Genomic DNA, 17,823 nt, shown 5'->3' with positions numbered 1-17,823 from the left:
TAGTGGCCGGAAATTATGGCTGATGCGCTATCCGTTCGCGCACTGGCGAAGTGTTTGCACCATGCCCGTAGGTTCTCAGTTGAACAGTGAGCATCCGGACTGGATAGTGAGGCCCACAGCCTGTTGGGAGAACTGTTGCCGGTAAGCGGCCTGAATTGCACGGAGATTGTGCTGAAGGTTCTTGTCGGGAGGTGTCACAACCCAGAGAATTCTCGACGGTTCCCTGCCCACCACATGGGTCACAGTATTCATCCATTGCCCATCAGCCTTGAAAACTGTCAGGCCGCTCGGGAAATAGGGGGTAATTTCGGATGTAACGAATGTCTGCCACTCATCATCCGTTATGGGCAGTCCGCCCGGGCGCGTCTGCCCGAACATCATTCTGATCTGCAACGTATCCTGAGCACGCATTTCGCGGCAGAGGTCGGGCGTGACACTCACCGGGACGACGCAGCCTCCCAAAAGGGGAAGCGAAAGGAACAGGGCAGTGAGACCGAGGTTTTTCATGAGTATGTTTGTGCCAGTGCATTTTTAAGGATGGTACATTCGCTGGGAGTAAACAGACCCCGCCGGATAAACAGATCGATCAGAACGAGATTGACGTTGAACTTGAAGTCATCGGTGTCCCGAACGAGAGAGAATGCATCCGCTAGCGGTATCAGATGAAAGCTCTCAACTTCACCATCTTCTGCTACCGGGACAAAGTCTTCTGGCAGGATCAGGTCGTAGCAGTGAAGAATATCCCTTCTAAGGCCTTCAGGGCGGTCCATGGCGTAGTGCAGTCGGCTGACGGGCACTGCGCGGCGGGATAGCTCTTCCGGGATGCCAGCCTCTTCCTGAGCTTCCTTGATAACGGTCATCTGTGGGTCAAGCCCGGCACTCATGCCGCCAGCGACCAGATGGTCCAGTTTCCCAGGATCAAGACGCTTGGACATACTCCGACGGGCGATCCATAGCATTGTGCCTGTGGAATGTTCCACGAGGCCATTCATATGGATGCCTTCTGCCGCTACTCCCAGGACAGGAATGGCACCCCGGTCAACACGCCCAATGACATGGCCTTGCGCGTTGCGAACGTCGAAGGGCTCATCATGCGAAGCATATACGCCCTGTCTGGCAAGAGTTTGGGAGAGGGGAAACAAGTCCTCTCCTGACGCAACGCCAAATTTTTCCTGTGTTTTTAATCCCAAAGATTCAAGCTGGAGGGACGTTTCCGGGGAAATCCATCCAATCTGCTCGTGAGCACAAAAAAACGGGAGCCGTCCGCCGGGAAGGCGTGCGCTATTGCAGGCCTCTATATGTCGGAGGAACGGATCGAGATTCGGGAATGGGGACTTTTCTAGCACAATCGAAAGTTTCGCATGCCCGCGAGCGATTGCAAAGCGGAGCCTCTCTTTCTCATAGTCTGGCATGTCAAAGAAACACGATTCGAAATCGGAAAGCCTGTCTCTCAAAGAACTCTGGAAAAAAATTCGTCCTGAAAACCCTGGCCGTACGGCGTTCTGGGTCGGGGTGGCGATGGTTCTGCTTCTTGTAGAAAGCGGGACGACTGTTGCGACCCCCTGGCTATTCAGTCGGATGGTGTCAGCGTTGTCAGAGCATCAGGTGCTGCTGGCTGTCCCGTTCTGGTTAATTGGCCAGTACGCGATCATCCGTGTTGTTGCCGGGCTATCGACACCGCTCCGTGAAATGCTGATTGCTCCTATTGAAGCTGACCTGCAGAGGCGTGTTGCGCTGGTGGGATTGGAGCATCTTCACGCCATGAGCGTGCGGTTTCACCTTGATCGGCAGACGGGAGCTCTCACGAGGACACTGGATCGTGGCTCGGATGCGATTGGCACACTGCTCAGTCTTGTCCTCTTCAACGTTCTGCCAAACACCATCGAACTGTTGATGACGCTTTTCGTCGTGTTTCGGATCTTTGACTGGCGGTATGTCGTGGTGGCTGTCGGCGGGATCGGCGTTTATGCGGCTGTATCGTATGTTTTTACACGTATGCGAATGACAGCTCGGCGTGCGCGGAACACAGCCAACAGTCAGGCACAATACCAACTCGTTGACAGTATGCTGAACTTCGAGACAGTCCGCAGTTTTGCCAACAGTCATCAGGAAATTCTCCGTTACGACCGGTCGCGCGTCGCCCTGAAAAATGCTGAAATTCGTTTGAAACGACTGGTCGGCCTTTCCCAGATGGCGCGAAGCCTGCTGATTGCGGGGGCAACTGCGGTCATATTGTTGCTGGCCGCTCATGATATCGTGCAGCACAGGATTGGTGTCGCACAGTTTGTTCTGATCGGCAGCTACCTTCGAGGGCTCTATAGTTCTGTAGGAGCGCTGAATTACGTCAGTGCTGGCTGGAGAAATGCCCGGGTAGATCTTGAAAACTACCTCGAACTCCTTGGTACGCACTCAGAAATCGTTGAGGCGAAAAATCCAGCACCCTTGCCCGTCAAGCTTGCGACAGGTGGTCCTGCCGCGATCAGGTTCGAGCATGTTTCCTTCAGCTATGATCCGTCCCGCGAAATCCTGCATGATATCAATTTAGATATTCCGGCGGGAACATCTCTGGCAATCGTCGGGCATACGGGCTCCGGAAAATCTACGATCGGGCGTTTGTTGACCCGCGCTTATGATCCGACATCGGGCTCTATCTTTATTGACGGGAAAAACCTGCGGGATGTGGCGCTGGAAGATCTGCAACGGGTGATTGGAACCGTCCCTCAGGACACGGTTCTGTTCAATGCAGGAATTGGCGAAAATATTGCCTATGGAGATCCTTCCGCTCCAGAGGAGGCAGTGGAACTTGCGGCCGCCCGTGCGCAAATTCATGACTTCATTAATGAACTGCCAGAAAAATATGACACTGTCGTAGGAGAGCGTGGGCTGAAGCTCTCAGGGGGCGAAAAACAGCGGGTCGCAATCGCGCGCGTCCTGCTCAAAGATCCCAGAATTCTCCTTCTGGATGAAGCAACAAGTGCCCTCGATACGTGGACGGAAGCTGCCATACAGCAGGAATTGCGCGCGCTTTCTCTGTCCCGAACAACGGTGATCGTTGCGCACCGTCTATCGACCATTCAGGACGCTGATCAGATCGTTGTGCTGGATGCGGGAAGGGTGGTCGAACGTGGAACGCACACGGAATTGCTGCAAAAAGACGGCTATTATGCAAGAATGTGGTCGGTTCAGGCGGGAGAAGCGGTCATGAGGGCTTGACGAAAGCCCTCTCGTTCGCGATAAGCCGCGCCTGATTTACGGAACGCGCCGGGCCTCCGCTGTCCTGCGTCATCCAGCATCGAGGAAAGTGCTACCATGTCTCGCCGTTGCCAGGTCACGGGCAAGGGCGTGCTGACGGGCAATAACGTCAGCCACGCCAATAACAAGTCCCGCCGTCGTTTTCTCCCGAATCTGCAGGAGACCACGATGATCTCCGATATTCTTGGTTCTTCAGTGCGCATGCGCCTGTCAACCAACGGTATCCGTACGATCGAGCACAATGGTGGGCTGGATTCGTTCCTGCTGGGAACGCCAAACCGCAAGCTTCCTGAAGAAGCTCAGGTCATCAAGCGTCGTATCCTGCGTGTTCAGGAGCGTAAGGCTGCACAGACAGCCTGAGAAATCTTTCCGGCTTCGGCTGGTTCATAAAGATTACTCTTGAAAACCATGGCGGTCTGGGTCATTCAGCCGCCACTGGGACAAATCAGGTTCGGCTTTAACGAGCCGCAGCGGAGGTGTTTCAGTCCAGACTGAAACACCTTTTATTGTTTTTTGGAGGTTCTCCGTGTCCGAAAGCGTTCAGGAAGCCAAATCGGCTCTCTCGAAGATCCGCAATATCGGTATTACCGCTCATATCGATGCTGGTAAGACCACCACGACCGAGCGCATCCTGTATTACACGGGTGTCTCCCATAAGATCGGTGAAGTGCACGACGGTAACACCACCACCGATTACATGGCGCAGGAGCGTGAGCGCGGCATCACCATCACGTCCGCTGCCGTGACGTGTGAGTGGAACGACCACCGCATCAACATCATCGACACCCCGGGCCACATCGACTTCAACATCGAAGTGAACCGCTCGCTCCGCGTGCTCGATGGCGCTATCTTCGTGATTGAAGGTGTTGCTGGCGTGCAGCCGCAGTCCGAGACCAACTGGCGTCTTGCTGACCGCTACAACGTCCCGCGCGTCATCTTCATCAACAAGCTCGATCGTACGGGTGCAGACTTCTATTATGCTTTCAGCACGCTGAAAGAGAAGCTGGACATCGTTGCAGTTCCGCTGCAGCTGCCGATCGGCGCTGAGGAAAACTTCGTTGGTGTTGTCGATCTGGTCGAGATGCGCGCCATCGTGTGGGAAGGCGGCGAACTCGGCGCCAAGTTCCATTACGAAGAGATCCCGGCTGACCTGAAGGAAAAGGCTGAGGAAGCTCGCCAGACCCTGCTCGACACCGCTCTTGCCGTCGATAACGACGCCATGGAAGAGTACTTCGAGAAGGGCGACGTTGACGTCGCAACGCTGAAGAAGTGCATCAAGAAGGGTGCAATCTCCGGTGAGTTCCGTCCCGTCATGTGTGGTACGGCCTTCAAGAACAAGGGCGTTCAGCCTCTGCTCGATGCGGTCATCGACTATCTTCCGGCTCCGGACGAAGTTGAAGGCATCCGCATTGCTCCGCCGGAAGGCGAAGAGGTTGACGAAGACTTCCTGCCGATCGTTCCTGTCGATCCGGATGGCAAGTTCGCTGGCCTTGCGTTCAAGATCATTTCCGACAAGTACGGCACGCTGACCTTCGTTCGCGTCTATCGCGGCGTTCTGAACGCTGGCGACACGATCCTGAACACGACGAAGGGGCACAAGGAACGCGTTGGCCGCATGTTCCAGATGCATGCTGACAAGCGTCAGGAAGTGAAGTCCGTTGGTGCGGGCGACATTGCTGCGTTCGTTGGTCTGAAGGACACGGTCACGGGTGACACGTTGGCTGATGCCGCTGATCCGGTGGTTCTGGAGCGTATGCAGTTCCCGGTTCCGGTTATCGACATCTCTGTCGAGCCGAAGACCAAGGACGGCGTCGAGAAGATGACGCTGGCACTGCAGAAGCTGACGGCTGAAGATCCGTCCCTGCACCTCAAGACCGATCAGGAAACGGGTCAGACCATCCTGTCCGGCATGGGTGAGCTTCACCTGGACATCATTGTTGACCGTCTGCGTCGTGAATACGGTGTTGATGCCAACATTGGCGCGCCTCAGGTGGCCTATCGTGAGACGATCACGAAGTCCCACATTGAGACGTACACCCACAAGAAGCAGTCGGGTGGTTCGGGTCAGTACGCTGAAGTCAAGATTGAGTTCGCTCCGTCTGACAAGCCGGACGAGATCGTGTTCACCAACAAGGTTGTCGGTGGTACGGTTCCGAAGGAATACATCCCGGCTGTCGAAAAGGGCATCCGGATGCAGAGCACCACGGGTGTTCTCGCTGGCTTCCCGACGGTGGACTTCCAGTTCACGCTGCTCGACGGTAAGTACCATGACGTTGACTCGTCGGCTCTGGCCTTCGAAATCGCCGCCAAGGCTGCCTTCCGTGAAGGTATGAAGAACGCCGGTCCGGTGATTCTTGAGCCGATCATGGACGTTGAAGTCACGACCCCGAACGATCACGTAGGTGACGTTGTTGGCGATCTTAACCGTCGCCGCGGCATCATCCAGAGCCAGGAAACGTCTGGTTCGACCGTGATGATCCGTTCCCAGGTGCCGCTGAAGGAAATGTTCGGCTACATTTCCCATCTGCGTTCTGCAACGAAGGGTCGTGCATCCTTCACCATGCAGTTCCACCACTACGAGGCTGTTCCTCGTAACGTGGCTGAAGAAATCATGGCGAAGTCCGCCTGATTTTTTCACCTCGGTGAGACATCTGACCCCGCCAGAGCAATCTGGCGGGGTTTTTTATTGCTATATTTTATAAAGACACCTGGATACCGCTGCCTGAAACGCAAGCGTCTGTTATCGCTGCTCTTTCCACGAATAATTTTCTGCAAGCAGAGTGTTTCTCGTCTTGTTAGGTTTTCTTCTGCGAGTGTTAGCACTTAGGAGCGCCAGCTTTTACAGGCTTCTGATAGTGTCGCTCTTCATCTGACGCAGGCTGTCCCAACGTTGGCGTCTAGACTAAATGTTCGCTTGAAAAGGTCACCCCAGCGATCGAGCCGTAGCGTGTATGCGAGTTTTTAATCAGACGCCTCGCCAGAGTTTTTGTTTAAATAGGCGAGCCTGATGACGCATAATAAAAGGCGATGAAAGGTTGCCCCTCCGTCGCCTTTTCTGAAAACGCTTGAGATCAGTGCAGATTGTCTGTCCGGCGGATAAACGCTGCGACATTGTCATGAAGCTGCTGCAAGGCTGCCGGGTCTACGTAGACCATGTGTCCGGACGAATACTGAGCGTATTCGATGTTCTTCTGAAGGCTGGTAGCCATCGGAAGATGCTTCATCTCGTAAATACCTTCGTAGTAAGGCGTTGCGAGATCGTAGTAGCCACCGTTTAGCATCACATGCAGGTTCGGGTTCGTCTTGATTGCCATGGCAAGGTCGCTCATGACATTGGGAACGCCTTTGGGCTGATAGCCATGTCCTGGTTGGGTATGTTTGTTGTCCCAGTTCCCTTCAGGATTGAAGAGGCGGTAGGTTTCGTCTGTGCCGTACTTCAGAGTGTTCCGCACATAGTCATTGAAGACCGAAACATAGGCAGAACTGATAGCGCTGGACTGCGGATCGTAATCCGCTTCCTTCGTCATCGGATCAAGCGTCGGGCTGGAATACCGCGTATCGAGGCGACCTGTTGCCATTCCCGTTGCAGCCTGAAGCTGCTGTTCGAACTGGCCGCCGTTCACGCGGAGATCAGAGCGCAGAATATAGTCCACCGGCAGGCCAGTGTAGGTGTGGAGCTTCTCTGCGATGGCCTGACGCTCGCTTTCCGGCAGGTCTGCTCCCTGACGGAGCGCAACGGTATAATCCGTCACAGCAAAATGCTCGACTTCCTTCAGGAAGGCCTTCAGGTCCGGGTGCTGCTGTGGCAGGCAATGATGATACCACGCCGTCGCAGCATAGGTGGGTAGAGCGAGAACATACGGGTCATCAACGCCAGGGTTGAACTGCGGTGCATCAGCGCTGTTGTCGTAATTCAGGATCTGGGAGAGCAGGATGACACCATTGAAATCGATGTTCTCTTCCTGCTCCAGATCATTGATGACGACTGCGGAGCGCATGGTGCCGTAGCTTTCGCCAAACAGGTATTTGGGCGAATTGTAGCGGTGGTACTTTGCAAGAAACTTCGAGATGAAGTGGGTGAATGCTTCTCCGTCACCATCGACACCAAGGAACTCCTTGGCTGCATCCTTGCCCGCAATACGCGAGAAGCCGGTTCCCGGAGCATCGACAAACACAACGTCAGACACGTCCAGTAGAGACTGGGGATTGTTGATGAGAGCGTAAGGCGCGGCGGGAAGATGCTGGTCACCGGGTGTGTTGACGCGACGTGGCCCGAACGTCCCCATATGAACCCAGACAGACGCCGACCCAGGCCCGCCGTTATACAGGAAGGTAATGGGACGCTTCGCTGATGGAGCGCCATCCTTGAAGTAGGCGGTATAGAACATCGATGCGACAGGCGGGTTCTTGTCGCTGTCGTCTTTGCCGGCTTCAACCTTGATGCCGCGCTTGGTCAGAACCTCATTGGAATCATTGTATTCTGACCCGTGCACGAGAATGGTCCCGGCAACAGCCTGATAAGGAATGGTCGAGCCATCCACGACTACCGTGCCGCGTGTAACGCTGTCGGCATTGGGGGCAGGAGTGTCCTTGGCGGGTTCAGCGGCAAGAGCGGGTGTTACCATCATGGCAACACCCAGGAAGAGAGCCTTGCGAAGCATTCAGAAGGGCCTTGTGTTAAGTGTTCTGCCCTTCTCTAAACGCATAGCTGACTTGCAGACAAGCCAGATGTTATAATGTTTCGTTCTTAACCGAATGCACGGTTCGTATGCATGATTGCCACGCCGATTTCCCGTAGCAGGTTGAACGATCGTTCCAGCGGCTGGAAAATTTCCCGGTGTTCCCGGGCAAAACCACTTTCTTCACCTGCGTCGCCTGGCTCGCCGAAGTCCAGATTGGCTACGCTTGGGCCAGAGACCGGGAAGAGGTCATCCAGCAGATGCAGAGATCGCGGGATATCCAGACACAGGATCAGGTTGGTGATGGAATCACGTGTCAGGCTATTGCGAGGGCCAAAATAGGGAATGCGCGTAGACAGAACCCACAGGCGATCAATCAGTGCAAAGCGGATGGCGTGCAGCAACTTTTCGCGGGGCTCCATATGCGGTGCATCGGGCCACGCGGCGCGCAGGGCAATATGATCCGTCTGGATACGGCGGAACATTGCCGGTGCGCTCGTCCAGAAACGTAGAACTTCCAATCCATGGGAAATGGTCAGGAAATTCTGACGCTCTTCTTCGTCCTGCGCCTTGGAGGCCCGATCCAGCCAGGTCCCCGGATCAAGCTGACGTATTGTTGCACGCAGGACTTCCAGATCGGAGTGAGCCAAGGCCTGTCGAGCAAAGTCCATGGCTTCGCGGAAACGTGGCGAACTGGTGACAAACTGCTCGAATGTTTCCGGATGACGCTGCGCCGCACTTCCAAGTCCATGCAGCACATTGGCCCACCAGCCAAGCTGCTGAAGGATCGCATTGTTCGGGATAGCACGTAGCTGACTTGGATGCGTGATGCGCGTCACTGTAGCGGCGTCAGACTGACGTGCAGAGGGACGGGAGCCTGTCTTGTCGATCAGGGATGGTCCGAAAGCACTCAATAGTGCTGCATATCCCGGATCGTTGACCAGAGCGCCCATGTCCAGCGCGATGGTCGAAAAGAAGTCTGCTGCAAAGTCCGGGCGTTCATAGACTGGATCATTTACGCTCGTCGGAACGTGCGCCACATGCTCGGCCAATGTCGCAATCGTGGAGGCTGCAATGCTTCCCGTTCCGAACAGCGTATAGCCGTCACCACCCTGGAATGCGGTTTCTACACGGCAGCCGACACCAGCATTCTGGAATGCAATCCGCGTTCTTGCCGGAGAAAAATAGTCCAGACGCTGACGAAGACTGAAAGGATGGGCGCCGCGGCCGATACTTTCGCCATGGGTGTCGAACAGTGTGAGGGCAACGTCTTCGAGATCATGTTCTTTCAGCAGGTCCAGCGTCCGCATCCGCAGGCGCTCAACCAGATTCGTGGCAGCTAACTGCCCGACATATCGACCCGAGTCCGAATAACCGAACTGCAGGGATAGCCTGCCATTCGCGCGGAGGTAATCCCGCCAGTGTGGGGAGCGGAACGCTTCTTCAAGGATAGTCTCTCCGTTTTCGAGTGCGCTTTCTGTCTCGAAAAGAGGAGAAATTTCGATCTGATGATCCTGAATGCCGAACAGGCGGGCGAGCCACAGCGTGGCCAGCAGCGTGTATCCGCTTTCTGTTTCAGCAATAAGGAAACGGATGGGGGAGCCGGTATCGATGTGCTTGAGAATCTGCGCCATCGTCATCATCAGGCGCGCGGCCGATGCCGGCTCGACGAGCAGAGAGCCAAAATCGACATGGCGCGCTGTTAGATCATCGAGGGCATCGTTGATTCGAGACAGCAGCACTCGACGGCGAGACGGAAGAGCCGGGTCGTCCGTCAGACCGAGGCGCGTTCTTGCAACGTTATAGATTTGAGCGGCATTCAGTCGCGTGTGGATATGCGCAATACCAAGACCGTGGCTCATGAACCCAGCCCGGAGTGTGCGCAGTCGCAGGGCATCTGACGCTTCCAGTCCCGATGCGGCATCTCGGAAGAAGGGCTGGAGTTCTTTCGCGTCCAACAGTGCTTTTTCGCGGTGCGCGATCAGGGTCTGTGCAAAGTCGCGAATGTCTTCGGGGGTAGCACTTTTGCTTCTCGGACATGCGGCATGTTGTGTCCGGACCGCTTCCATGGCGCGGCGAACACGCATCGCCAGTGCCGTGTCCTGAAGGCGGAGTTCAGTCAGGCCCGATTCAAGACGTTCAAGCTGCGCAAGTTTGAGTTCCAGACGGATGCGAATTGTGTCCCACCAGCCAATGTCATTGCGCCCGTCTGTATCAAAACCGACCCAGCTTGCGAGAATGACGGGTGAGGGATCCACATGATCCGCCTCGTTCGCCCACCGGGATGTCATTTTTTCAATGAGAGATGTCGTGAGCTCATCAAGGGCATCGCGGCCACGCAAAACGGCAGCCAGGGCGAGGGACTGCTCATCGGCAAGTGTCGGCGGTGCCGACCGGCGATGTGTTGTCAGGCATGGGAGAGGCGCTTCCGGATTGGAGGCACGTTCGGCCATGAGCGCATAGACGTGGTCAGCCAGAGCAAACGTTGGGTGAGCTGTAAAGACAGCAGCAATTGCTGGTTTGGTCAGGGCTTCCGGCGACGGTGCCTGCTCGACCAGTTTGGCAGCAACCTGCTTCAGACGCTCTGTCGGGTCCGCATCTTCAAGACCGACATATTGGCGAAGATGAGCGGCACGCTGCGAAAAATATTCGTCCCGCAATGTTCGAACTGTGTGTTCCAGCTCCTCGATTTTCTCACCTTTTCCGATGGACAGTTCATCACCAATGGAGGCAATCAGATCACTAAGACCGTTGCGTTCCTGTGTCAGGCGCGTGGTCATGGCGTCGATGCGGTCGGAAAGGGATGTGTCGTGCCGGGAGGCGCAGTCAGACATCGGGAGCAGTCTCGCTTCTGCGGGAGGTAAATTGAAAACGGGCAAGTTATGTTCCATGCCCGGCCTGTAAGCGCAACCTTGTTGCGGACGCGACAGTGCGTCCGGATGATGCTATCGGAGGCTTCATGCATCCGGATATGAAGAAAGATGTCAGTCAGGCCACTCCGCAGAAAGGATCTTCGCCAACAAGATTGGCCGGAGGCCTTCTGATCGGCATGGGCGCGGTTGCCACAGGCACGACCTATCTCGCGGCCAGACATTTCTACGACGATAGCCTGGCGTTAGGCGTGCTCCGGGCAGGCTCACGAGCTGGCGTTGTCGGAGGCTTGGCGGACTGGTTTGCAGTGACGGCCCTGTTCCGACATCCGATGGGACTTCCTATTCCTCATACGGCTATCCTTCCCAGACAGAAGGTGCGGCTAGGGCAGGCGCTGGGCCGGTTTGTGTCCGGTCAGTTCTTTACGGATGCCGACGTTCATCGGGCCCTCTCCAAGATTGATCTGCCAGGTTTGATTGCGGACGCCCTCAGCGAGCCATCTACCCGACAGACACTTGTCGCCACGCTGCGCGCCAGTATCCCCAGCCTGTTTGATCGCCTTGAGGACGGTCGGGCGAGTGCTGCTCTATCGCGCGCGCTGCCGGTCCTGCTCAATGGTGAGGAAATCGCGCCACTCGTCTCTCGCGCCATGAGGGCAATGGTGGACAGTGAGATGCATCAGGAAGTGCTCTCCTTCCTTCTGGCAAAGCTCAAGGCCACGGTCGCTGCCAAGGAAGGTGATCTGAGGCAGTTCGTCGAGGAGCGGGTGCGTGAACAGGGGGGACGCTTCCTCGGCTGGGCCATTGGCGGATCCGTTGCCAATCGGGTTCTGACGGCTCTTCAGGCAGAAATTGAACGGATCGATCCGATGGACTCGGACATTCGGCATGGCTTCACGACGTGGGTGCGGGGTGAAATCGATCGGATGGAAACGGATCCGGATCGCCGACAGGATCTGACGCGAGCGATTGGCTCGGTTCTGACCCATTCCAGCCTGAAGGCCTGGAGCGGCGAGCTCTGGGAGCGCGTCCGCCGGATGGCAGAAGAGGATTGCGCAAAAGAGGACGGTTGGAGTGCCTCTGTTCTGGATACGGCGATTACCGGCCTGGCAACGTCCATGCGTGAAAATGATCCGCTGAGAGAGCGCATCAATACGACCGTGGAGCGCATGGTCTCGAAGCTGCTTCCTGGCGTCAGAGACAAGCTCTCCGGGTTTATCGCCAATGTCATGGCAGGATGGGATGGCGATGACCTTGCGCGCCGTCTGGAAGCACGTGTAGGGCGGGATCTGGCCTATATTCGCGTTAACGGGACTGTCGTCGGGTTTTCGGCTGGAGCTGGCCTTGATCTGATCTCCCGCCTGTTTTTCGGTGTCTGAAGAGGTTATAACTCCGTTTAAGACATCACAAACTTCTTGACCTTTGTGACAGCATGGGTCATCTGGAACCTAATCAGGACTTCATAAGTCTTGAATGAATGTAATGTGAGTGTGCAAGCTATGCTGAGGCTCTCCAAACTAGCCGATTATGCCACCGTCCTCCTTGTCCACCTCGGACAGCACGAGGGTCTGGCAACAGCCGCCGCGCTGGCAGGAGAGACCGGAGTACCCGAGCCAACCGTTGCAAAGCTGCTTAAGGGTTTGGCTTCGAGCGGACTCGTCATCTCTCATCGAGGGGCCCGTGGCGGTTATCGGCTGGCAGGTGCGCTGGAAGAAATTACGATCGCCACGGTTATCGCCGTTGTTGATGGTCCGATTTCGATTACAGCCTGCTGCGACGGTCGGGAGTGCGAACATAGCTCCCTATGTGGCCTTTCGGGGCAATGGGACATGGTGAATGACGCCATTCTCCGAACGCTCAACAGTATTACGCTTGCGGATATGGACCGACATTCCGTTCTACATAGCGGGAAGGCGCCCAAGGAGCCTTCTCTCGACACTACCGGCGCCGGGCCAGTCCCCGTGGCTGACCCGGTCAACTGAGGACACCAAATCATGCCAGCTGTGACGGAGACCCGCGAGACAGTCGAAAAGCTCGCGAAGTCCAGTTACGAGTGGGGCTTCGAGACTGATATCGAAATGGATATCGCTCCCAAGGGCCTGAATGAAGATACGGTTCGCCTGATCTCGGAGCGTAAGAGAGAGCCTGAGTGGATGCTGGAATGGCGTCTCAAGGCTTTCCGCATGTGGCTGGAAATGAAAGAGCCCGAATGGGCCAAAGTCAGCCACCCTCCGATTGATTATCAGGATGCGCATTACTTCGCTCAGCCCAAGAAGAAGCCTGGCCCGAAAAGTCTGGATGAAGTCGATCCCGAACTTCTCAAAACCTACGCCAAGCTAGGCATTCCGCTGCATGAGCAGGCGTTGCTGGCTGGTGTAGAAGGTGCTGAAGATCAGAAGCGTCTGCCTGTTGCCGTTGACGCTGTTTTTGACAGCGTGTCGGTTGCGACAACCTTCCGCAAGACGCTTGAAGAAGCTGGTGTCATCTTCTGCCCGATTTCGGATGCCATTCGCGAACATCCGGATCTCGTAAAGCAGTACCTTGGTTCGGTTGTACCAGCCGCTGACAATTTTTTTGCAGCATTGAATTCCGCTGTTTTTACGGACGGGTCGTTTGTGTTCGTTCCAAAGGGTGTGCGTTGCCCGATGGAACTCTCCACGTACTTCCGGATCAATGCCCGCAATACCGGCCAGTTCGAGCGGACCCTGATTATCGTCGAAGATGGGGCGAGCGTCTCTTATCTGGAGGGGTGTACGGCTCCTCAGAGAGATGAAAATCAGCTTCATGCGGCGGTTGTCGAGCTAATTGCGATGGATGATGCGTCCATCAAGTACTCTACGGTGCAGAACTGGTATCCGGGAGACGACGAAGGTCGCGGTGGCATTTATAACTTCGTGACGAAGCGCGGGGCCTGCCGCGGCGCAAGGTCCAAAATTTCCTGGACGCAGGTTGAGACCGGGTCTGCGATTACGTGGAAGTATCCATCCTGCGTTTTGGCAGGCGAGGGCTCGGTTGGCGAATTCTACTCGGTGGCTGTGACCAATAATCACCAGCAGGCTGATACAGGTACGAAAATGATTCATCTGGCGCCGAATACGCGCTCGACCATCATTGCCAAGACCATCTCGGCCGGTCGCTCTGACAGCACATATCGTGGTCTTGTTCGTATGCAGCCGAAGGCTCGCAATGCGCGCAATTTCACGCAGTGCGACAGTCTGCTGATCGGTGATCAGTGTGGTGCACATACGGTTCCGTATATCGAGAGCCGCAACATGACCGCGCGTATCGAGCACGAAGCAACGACGTCTAAAATCTCCGAAGACCAGCTTTTCTACTGTCGCTCTCGCGGGCTTTCTGAAGAAGACGCAGTTGGTTTGATTGTTAATGGATTTTGCCGCGAGGTGCTCAAGGAGCTGCCAATGGAATTCGCGGTCGAGGCTCAGAAGCTACTCCAGGTCAGCCTCGAAGGAAGTGTGGGTTAAGACATGAATGATTTTCTCAAGATCCAGGGCCTCGAAGCACGCATTGATGCCGATGGGACGCCAAAGGAAATCCTGAAAGGGATCGACCTTGAAATTCCAAAGGGCGAAATCCATGCCATCATGGGTCCAAATGGCTCCGGCAAATCTACGCTCTCCTATGTCCTTTCCGGCCGCGATGACTACGAAGTAACGGGCGGAAGCGCGACCTTTAAAGGTCAGGATCTTCTAGCTCTGGACCCTGAAGAGCGTGCGGCTCTGGGCGTATTTCTCGCATTCCAGTCTCCCGTCGAGCTGCCGGGCGTCAATAACGCCAATTTTCTGCGGACAGCCGTAAATGCGGTGCGCCGTGCGCGTGGTGAAGACGAACTGGACGCTGTTGCGTTCCTGAAGGCCGTCCGGGCTGAGACCAAGCGTCTGTCCATGTCTGACGAAATGCTTAAGCGTGCTGTTAATGTAGGCTTCTCCGGCGGTGAGAAGAAGCGCAATGAAGTGCTCCAGATGCGCTTGCTGCAGCCCTCTTTCGCTATTCTCGACGAGACAGACAGTGGTCTGGATATTGATGCCTTGCGTATCGTTGCAGATGGCGTGAATTCTCTTCGCGGGCCAGACTTCTCCGCGCTTGTCATCACGCATCATCAGCGTCTGCTCGATTACATCGTTCCTGACCGTGTGCATGTCATGGCCAAGGGCAAGATCATCTTTAGTGGTGGTCCGGAAGTAGCGAAGACGCTTGAAAAGCAGGGCTACACCCAGTTCCTCGAGGCTGCAGCGTGAGTACAGGGACCGCAGTTCAGTCGTCCCCAGCCCTGAGCGCTTTCGTCGGGCGTGCAGCGGGACATGGCTCTGTTCTGGCTGAGCGCGGGATTCCCACGCGGCGTGTCGAGGCATGGCGATATACGCCACTGCGGGCCTTTACGGAAACGGTGTGGAACGAAGCGCCTGCACTGTCGGATCACGACGTGCAGTCGCTGTTGGATGTACTTGCGTTACCAGAGGCGGAAAGCCGTGTAGTTTTCGCGAATGGGCTGGAGGCTGTGTCTCAAACACGCCTTTCGGAAAATCTCGTTCGTTCGCAGGGTGAAGCCGTTGACCCGTTAGAGGATCGCTTTTCAGCTATTCTCAACGCAGCCCTGCGTCAGGATGGTTTGTCCATTCGCGTGCCTGCGGGCGTTGCTGCTGGAACGCTTGTCCTCGTTTCGCTCACCTCAGGGAACGCCATTTCCACACACCTGCGCCATCAGATTGTTCTGGAAGACGGTGCATCTCTGACGGTGTTCGATGTTAACGCAGGGGACGGTCGGTATGTGACTAATCCGCGGTTTGACATTGTGGTTGGGAAGGGTGCCCAGCTGAATCACGTCAAACTGCAGCGTGAGGGCGCGGACGCGGGGCATCTTGCTCTTGTTTATGCATCCGTGGACGCGAACGGAAACTACGACAGCTTTACCCTGAATCAGGGTAGTGAGCTGGCGCGGCACGAAGTTGTTGCGACGCTAACCCAAGCCCATGCACAGGTCCATGTGAACGGAATTCAGATCGTGGATGGCACGCGCCTGAACGACCTGACGTCCATGATTCATCATGCAGCGCCTGATTGTGGATCGCGCCAAACGGTTAAGACTGTGCTCTCCGAGAGCGGACAGGGCGTGTTCCAAGGCAAGATTCTCGTCGATCGTGTTGCCCAGAAGACTGACGGCTATCAGATGAATCAGGCGCTTCTTCTGTCAGAGAAGGCGCAGATTAACAGTAAGCCTGAGCTGGAAATTTACGCGGATGACGTAAAGTGCAGCCATGGCGCGACTGTGGGAGCACTGGATGACGAGCAGCTTTTCTATCTGCGCTCTCGTGGTGTGCCAGAAGCAGAAGCGCGCGCTATTCTCGTTCAGGCCTTCCTTCTGGATGCACTTGATCTCGTAACAGATGAGACTCTTCGCGACGTACTGATCCGGAGCATCACAGCATGACGCCGGCCGTACGCGCGCAGTTTCCGATCCTGTCTGAGCAGGTGCATGGTCGTCCGCTCGTCTTTCTCGACAGCGCCGCTTCAGCCCAGAAGCCGGAATGCGTGATCGAAGCCATGCGCGATGCGGCGTATCATCAGTACGCCAACATTCATCGCGGCTTGCACTGGATGAGTGAGCGGACAACAGAAGCTTACGAACGTACGCGTGATGCTGTCGCAGGGCTCATTAATGCGCCAGACCGCCATGAGGTTGTCTTCACGCGAAACAGCACAGAGGCCATCAATCTGGTGGCGCATAGTCTTGGTTCTCTGATGAAGCCAGGGCAGGCGGTTCTGATCTCAGAACTGGAGCATCATGCCAATATTGTCCCATGGCTCATGTTGCGGGACCGGGTTGGTATCGAACTCCGTGTGGCCCCAATGGATGGGAGTGGTGACATCGATCTTGAGGCGTATGAAGCGCTTCTGGATGATGGCAATGTCGCTCTCGTATCCATTACGCATATGTCGAATGTGCTGGGGACCGTCACACCTGCCAAAAGACTGGCAGAAATCGCTCATGCTCATGGCGCACGCATTCTGTTTGATGGGTCGCAGTCTGTCGTACATCGGAAAATCGATGTGCAGGATATCGGAGCAGATTTTTTTACCTTCACTGGCCATAAGCTTTATGGGCCAACAGGTATCGGCGTACTCTGGGGTAAGCGGGAGCTTCTAGATGCCATGCCACCGTTCCTGGGTGGTGGCGAGATGATCCAGAATGTCTCCTTCGAGCGTGCGACCTGGGCGACTGTCCCTCATAAATTCGAAGCAGGAACCCCTGCCATTCTGGAAACGATTGGTCTGGGCGCGGCCGTTAAGTTCGTGGAGGGGATTGGCTACGACGCCATCTCTCGTCACGAAACAGCCTTGACCACATATGCCGAGCAGCGTCTGGGCGAGGTTGAGGGGCTTAAAGTTCTTGGGTCTCCGCAGGTTCGTGGTGGCGTTCTGTCCTTCGTAATGGACGGCGCTCATCCTCATGATCTCGCTACCTTGCTGGATCAGTTGGGAATTGCGATTCGTGCTGGTCAGCATTGTGCGGAGCCGCTTGTCCGTCGTCTCGGTGTGCATGCTACGGCACGCGCCAGCTTCGGTATTTACACGACACAGGATGAGATTGACGTCCTGATCACAGGCCTTGAACGGGCACGGAAGATGCTCACATGAGTGATGCCATGACCGAACAACACCCCATTGATGAGAGCACTCCCGTAACAGGTGAGGGTACCGGCCCGGACCAGGACGCTGTTATAGCGGCCATCGCGACCGTTTATGATCCGGAAATCCCGGTAAACATTTATGAGCTGGGTCTGATCTACGCGATTGATCTGCATGATGACGGCCGGGTCAATGTAGAAATGACCCTGACGGCTCCGAATTGCCCGAGTGCTCAGGAACTGCCGGAAATGGTGCGTGACGCCATTCTGAAAGTGCCAAATGTGACGAATGCCACTGTGGAAATCGTATGGGATCCGCCGTGGGACATGAGCCGCATGAGTGATGATGCGCGCCTTGCGCTTAATATGTTCTGATCT

The 17,823-nt window shown here is 55.7% G+C and carries 14 protein-coding genes; 10 read left to right on the top strand and 4 right to left on the bottom strand.

The genetic code is table 11. From position 1 onward, the window contains the following. Positions 1-75: 75 nt before the first annotated feature. Together KP707_RS08135 and KP707_RS08130 are read right to left on the bottom strand one after the other, a co-directional pair. The gene (locus tag KP707_RS08135; RefSeq protein ID WP_099212212.1) at positions 76-507 is read right to left on the bottom strand and encodes a DUF3574 domain-containing protein; all 432 of its coding nucleotides are present in this window, start codon (positions 505-507) and stop codon (positions 76-78) included. Continuing rightward, positions 504-1,142, bottom strand: a complete 639-nt coding sequence (locus KP707_RS08130; protein WP_249202862.1) for an NUDIX domain-containing protein — start codon at positions 1,140-1,142, stop codon at positions 504-506. The genes KP707_RS08135 and KP707_RS08130 overlap by 4 nt, the downstream gene beginning before the upstream one ends. A gap of 268 nt (positions 1,143-1,410) precedes the next feature. Between KP707_RS08130 and KP707_RS08125 the strand changes: the two genes are divergently transcribed. The 3 genes from KP707_RS08125 to fusA all read left to right on the top strand — a co-directional run bounded on the left by KP707_RS08125 (position 1,411) and on the right by fusA (position 5,881). Further along, the gene (locus tag KP707_RS08125; RefSeq protein WP_211502764.1) at positions 1,411-3,213 is read left to right on the top strand and encodes an ABC transporter ATP-binding protein/permease; all 1,803 of its coding nucleotides are present in this window, start codon (positions 1,411-1,413) and stop codon (positions 3,211-3,213) included. Positions 3,214-3,309: 96 nt separating this feature from the next. Beyond that, positions 3,310-3,612 (top strand): 50S ribosomal protein L28, encoded by a 303-nt coding sequence (gene rpmB, locus KP707_RS08120; protein WP_007282133.1) that lies wholly within the window; start codon positions 3,310-3,312, stop codon positions 3,610-3,612. Positions 3,613-3,778: 166 nt separating this feature from the next. Beyond that, positions 3,779-5,881 carry an elongation factor G gene (fusA, locus tag KP707_RS08115; protein WP_099212218.1) on the top strand — a complete coding sequence of 701 codons (2,103 nt, stop codon included), beginning with the start codon at positions 3,779-3,781 and terminating at the stop codon, positions 5,879-5,881. A gap of 442 nt (positions 5,882-6,323) precedes the next feature. Here the strand turns inward: fusA and KP707_RS08110 are convergent, their stop codons facing one another. Continuing rightward, complete coding sequence (locus KP707_RS08110) at positions 6,324-7,913, bottom strand: S10 family peptidase (RefSeq protein ID WP_099212220.1); 1,590 nt, start codon at positions 7,911-7,913, stop codon at positions 6,324-6,326. Between the two features lie 86 nt (positions 7,914-7,999). Further along, entirely contained in the window at positions 8,000-10,765 is a 2,766-nt protein-coding gene (locus KP707_RS08105; RefSeq protein WP_373687793.1) for a phosphoenolpyruvate carboxylase, read from the bottom strand. 125 nt (positions 10,766-10,890) lie between these two features. Between KP707_RS08105 and KP707_RS08100 the strand changes: the two genes are divergently transcribed. The 7 genes from KP707_RS08100 (at position 10,891) to KP707_RS08070 (ending at position 17,820) form a co-directional block, all read left to right on the top strand. Further along, complete coding sequence (locus KP707_RS08100) at positions 10,891-12,180, top strand: DUF445 domain-containing protein (protein ID WP_215751657.1); 1,290 nt, start codon at positions 10,891-10,893, stop codon at positions 12,178-12,180. A 120-nt stretch (positions 12,181-12,300) separates the two neighbouring features. Beyond that, on the top strand, positions 12,301-12,783 hold the full coding sequence (locus tag KP707_RS08095) for an SUF system Fe-S cluster assembly regulator (RefSeq protein WP_211502846.1): 483 nt from the start codon (positions 12,301-12,303) through the stop codon (positions 12,781-12,783). A gap of 12 nt (positions 12,784-12,795) precedes the next feature. Continuing rightward, positions 12,796-14,283 carry a Fe-S cluster assembly protein SufB gene (sufB, locus tag KP707_RS08090; RefSeq protein WP_046901415.1) on the top strand — a complete coding sequence of 496 codons (1,488 nt, stop codon included), beginning with the start codon at positions 12,796-12,798 and terminating at the stop codon, positions 14,281-14,283. Between the two features lie 3 nt (positions 14,284-14,286). Next, a complete protein-coding gene (gene sufC / locus KP707_RS08085) occupies positions 14,287-15,057 on the top strand; it encodes a Fe-S cluster assembly ATPase SufC (protein ID WP_046901416.1) in 771 nt (256 codons plus the stop codon). Beyond that, positions 15,054-16,247, top strand: a complete 1,194-nt coding sequence (gene sufD, locus KP707_RS08080) for a Fe-S cluster assembly protein SufD (protein WP_211502762.1) — start codon at positions 15,054-15,056, stop codon at positions 16,245-16,247. Before sufC ends, sufD begins: the two co-directional genes overlap by 4 nt. Next, a complete protein-coding gene (locus KP707_RS08075) occupies positions 16,244-17,455 on the top strand; it encodes an aminotransferase class V-fold PLP-dependent enzyme (protein WP_211502761.1) in 1,212 nt (403 codons plus the stop codon). Before sufD ends, KP707_RS08075 begins: the two co-directional genes overlap by 4 nt. Beyond that, positions 17,452-17,820, top strand: coding sequence for an SUF system Fe-S cluster assembly protein (locus tag KP707_RS08070; RefSeq protein ID WP_064273147.1), 369 nt, complete (start codon positions 17,452-17,454; stop codon positions 17,818-17,820). The genes KP707_RS08075 and KP707_RS08070 overlap by 4 nt, the downstream gene beginning before the upstream one ends. Positions 17,821-17,823 lie beyond the last annotated feature (3 nt).

Source organism: Gluconobacter sp. P5E10 (assembly GCF_018812145.1).
Classification (GTDB): domain Bacteria; phylum Pseudomonadota; class Alphaproteobacteria; order Acetobacterales; family Acetobacteraceae; genus Gluconobacter; species Gluconobacter cerinus.
The sequence above is the reverse complement of the archived record's forward strand: the minus strand, read 5'-3'. Positions and strand labels throughout refer to the sequence as shown.

Coding starts and splice junctions, on each gene's coding strand:
- KP707_RS08095 (WP_211502846.1), top strand. CDS start 12,301: ATGCTGAGGCTCTCCAAACTAGCCGATTATGCCACCGTCCTCCTTGTC.
- KP707_RS08110 (WP_099212220.1), bottom strand. CDS start 7,913: ATGCTTCGCAAGGCTCTCTTCCTGGGTGTTGCCATGATGGTAACACCC.
- KP707_RS08070 (WP_064273147.1), top strand. CDS start 17,452: ATGAGTGATGCCATGACCGAACAACACCCCATTGATGAGAGCACTCCC.
- KP707_RS08075 (WP_211502761.1), top strand. CDS start 16,244: ATGACGCCGGCCGTACGCGCGCAGTTTCCGATCCTGTCTGAGCAGGTG.
- sufB (WP_046901415.1), top strand. CDS start 12,796: ATGCCAGCTGTGACGGAGACCCGCGAGACAGTCGAAAAGCTCGCGAAG.
- KP707_RS08135 (WP_099212212.1), bottom strand. CDS start 507: ATGAAAAACCTCGGTCTCACTGCCCTGTTCCTTTCGCTTCCCCTTTTG.
- rpmB (WP_007282133.1), top strand. CDS start 3,310: ATGTCTCGCCGTTGCCAGGTCACGGGCAAGGGCGTGCTGACGGGCAAT.
- KP707_RS08100 (WP_215751657.1), top strand. CDS start 10,891: ATGCATCCGGATATGAAGAAAGATGTCAGTCAGGCCACTCCGCAGAAA.
- KP707_RS08125 (WP_211502764.1), top strand. CDS start 1,411: ATGTCAAAGAAACACGATTCGAAATCGGAAAGCCTGTCTCTCAAAGAA.
- KP707_RS08105 (WP_373687793.1), bottom strand. CDS start 10,765: ATGTCTGACTGCGCCTCCCGGCACGACACATCCCTTTCCGACCGCATC.
- sufC (WP_046901416.1), top strand. CDS start 14,287: ATGAATGATTTTCTCAAGATCCAGGGCCTCGAAGCACGCATTGATGCC.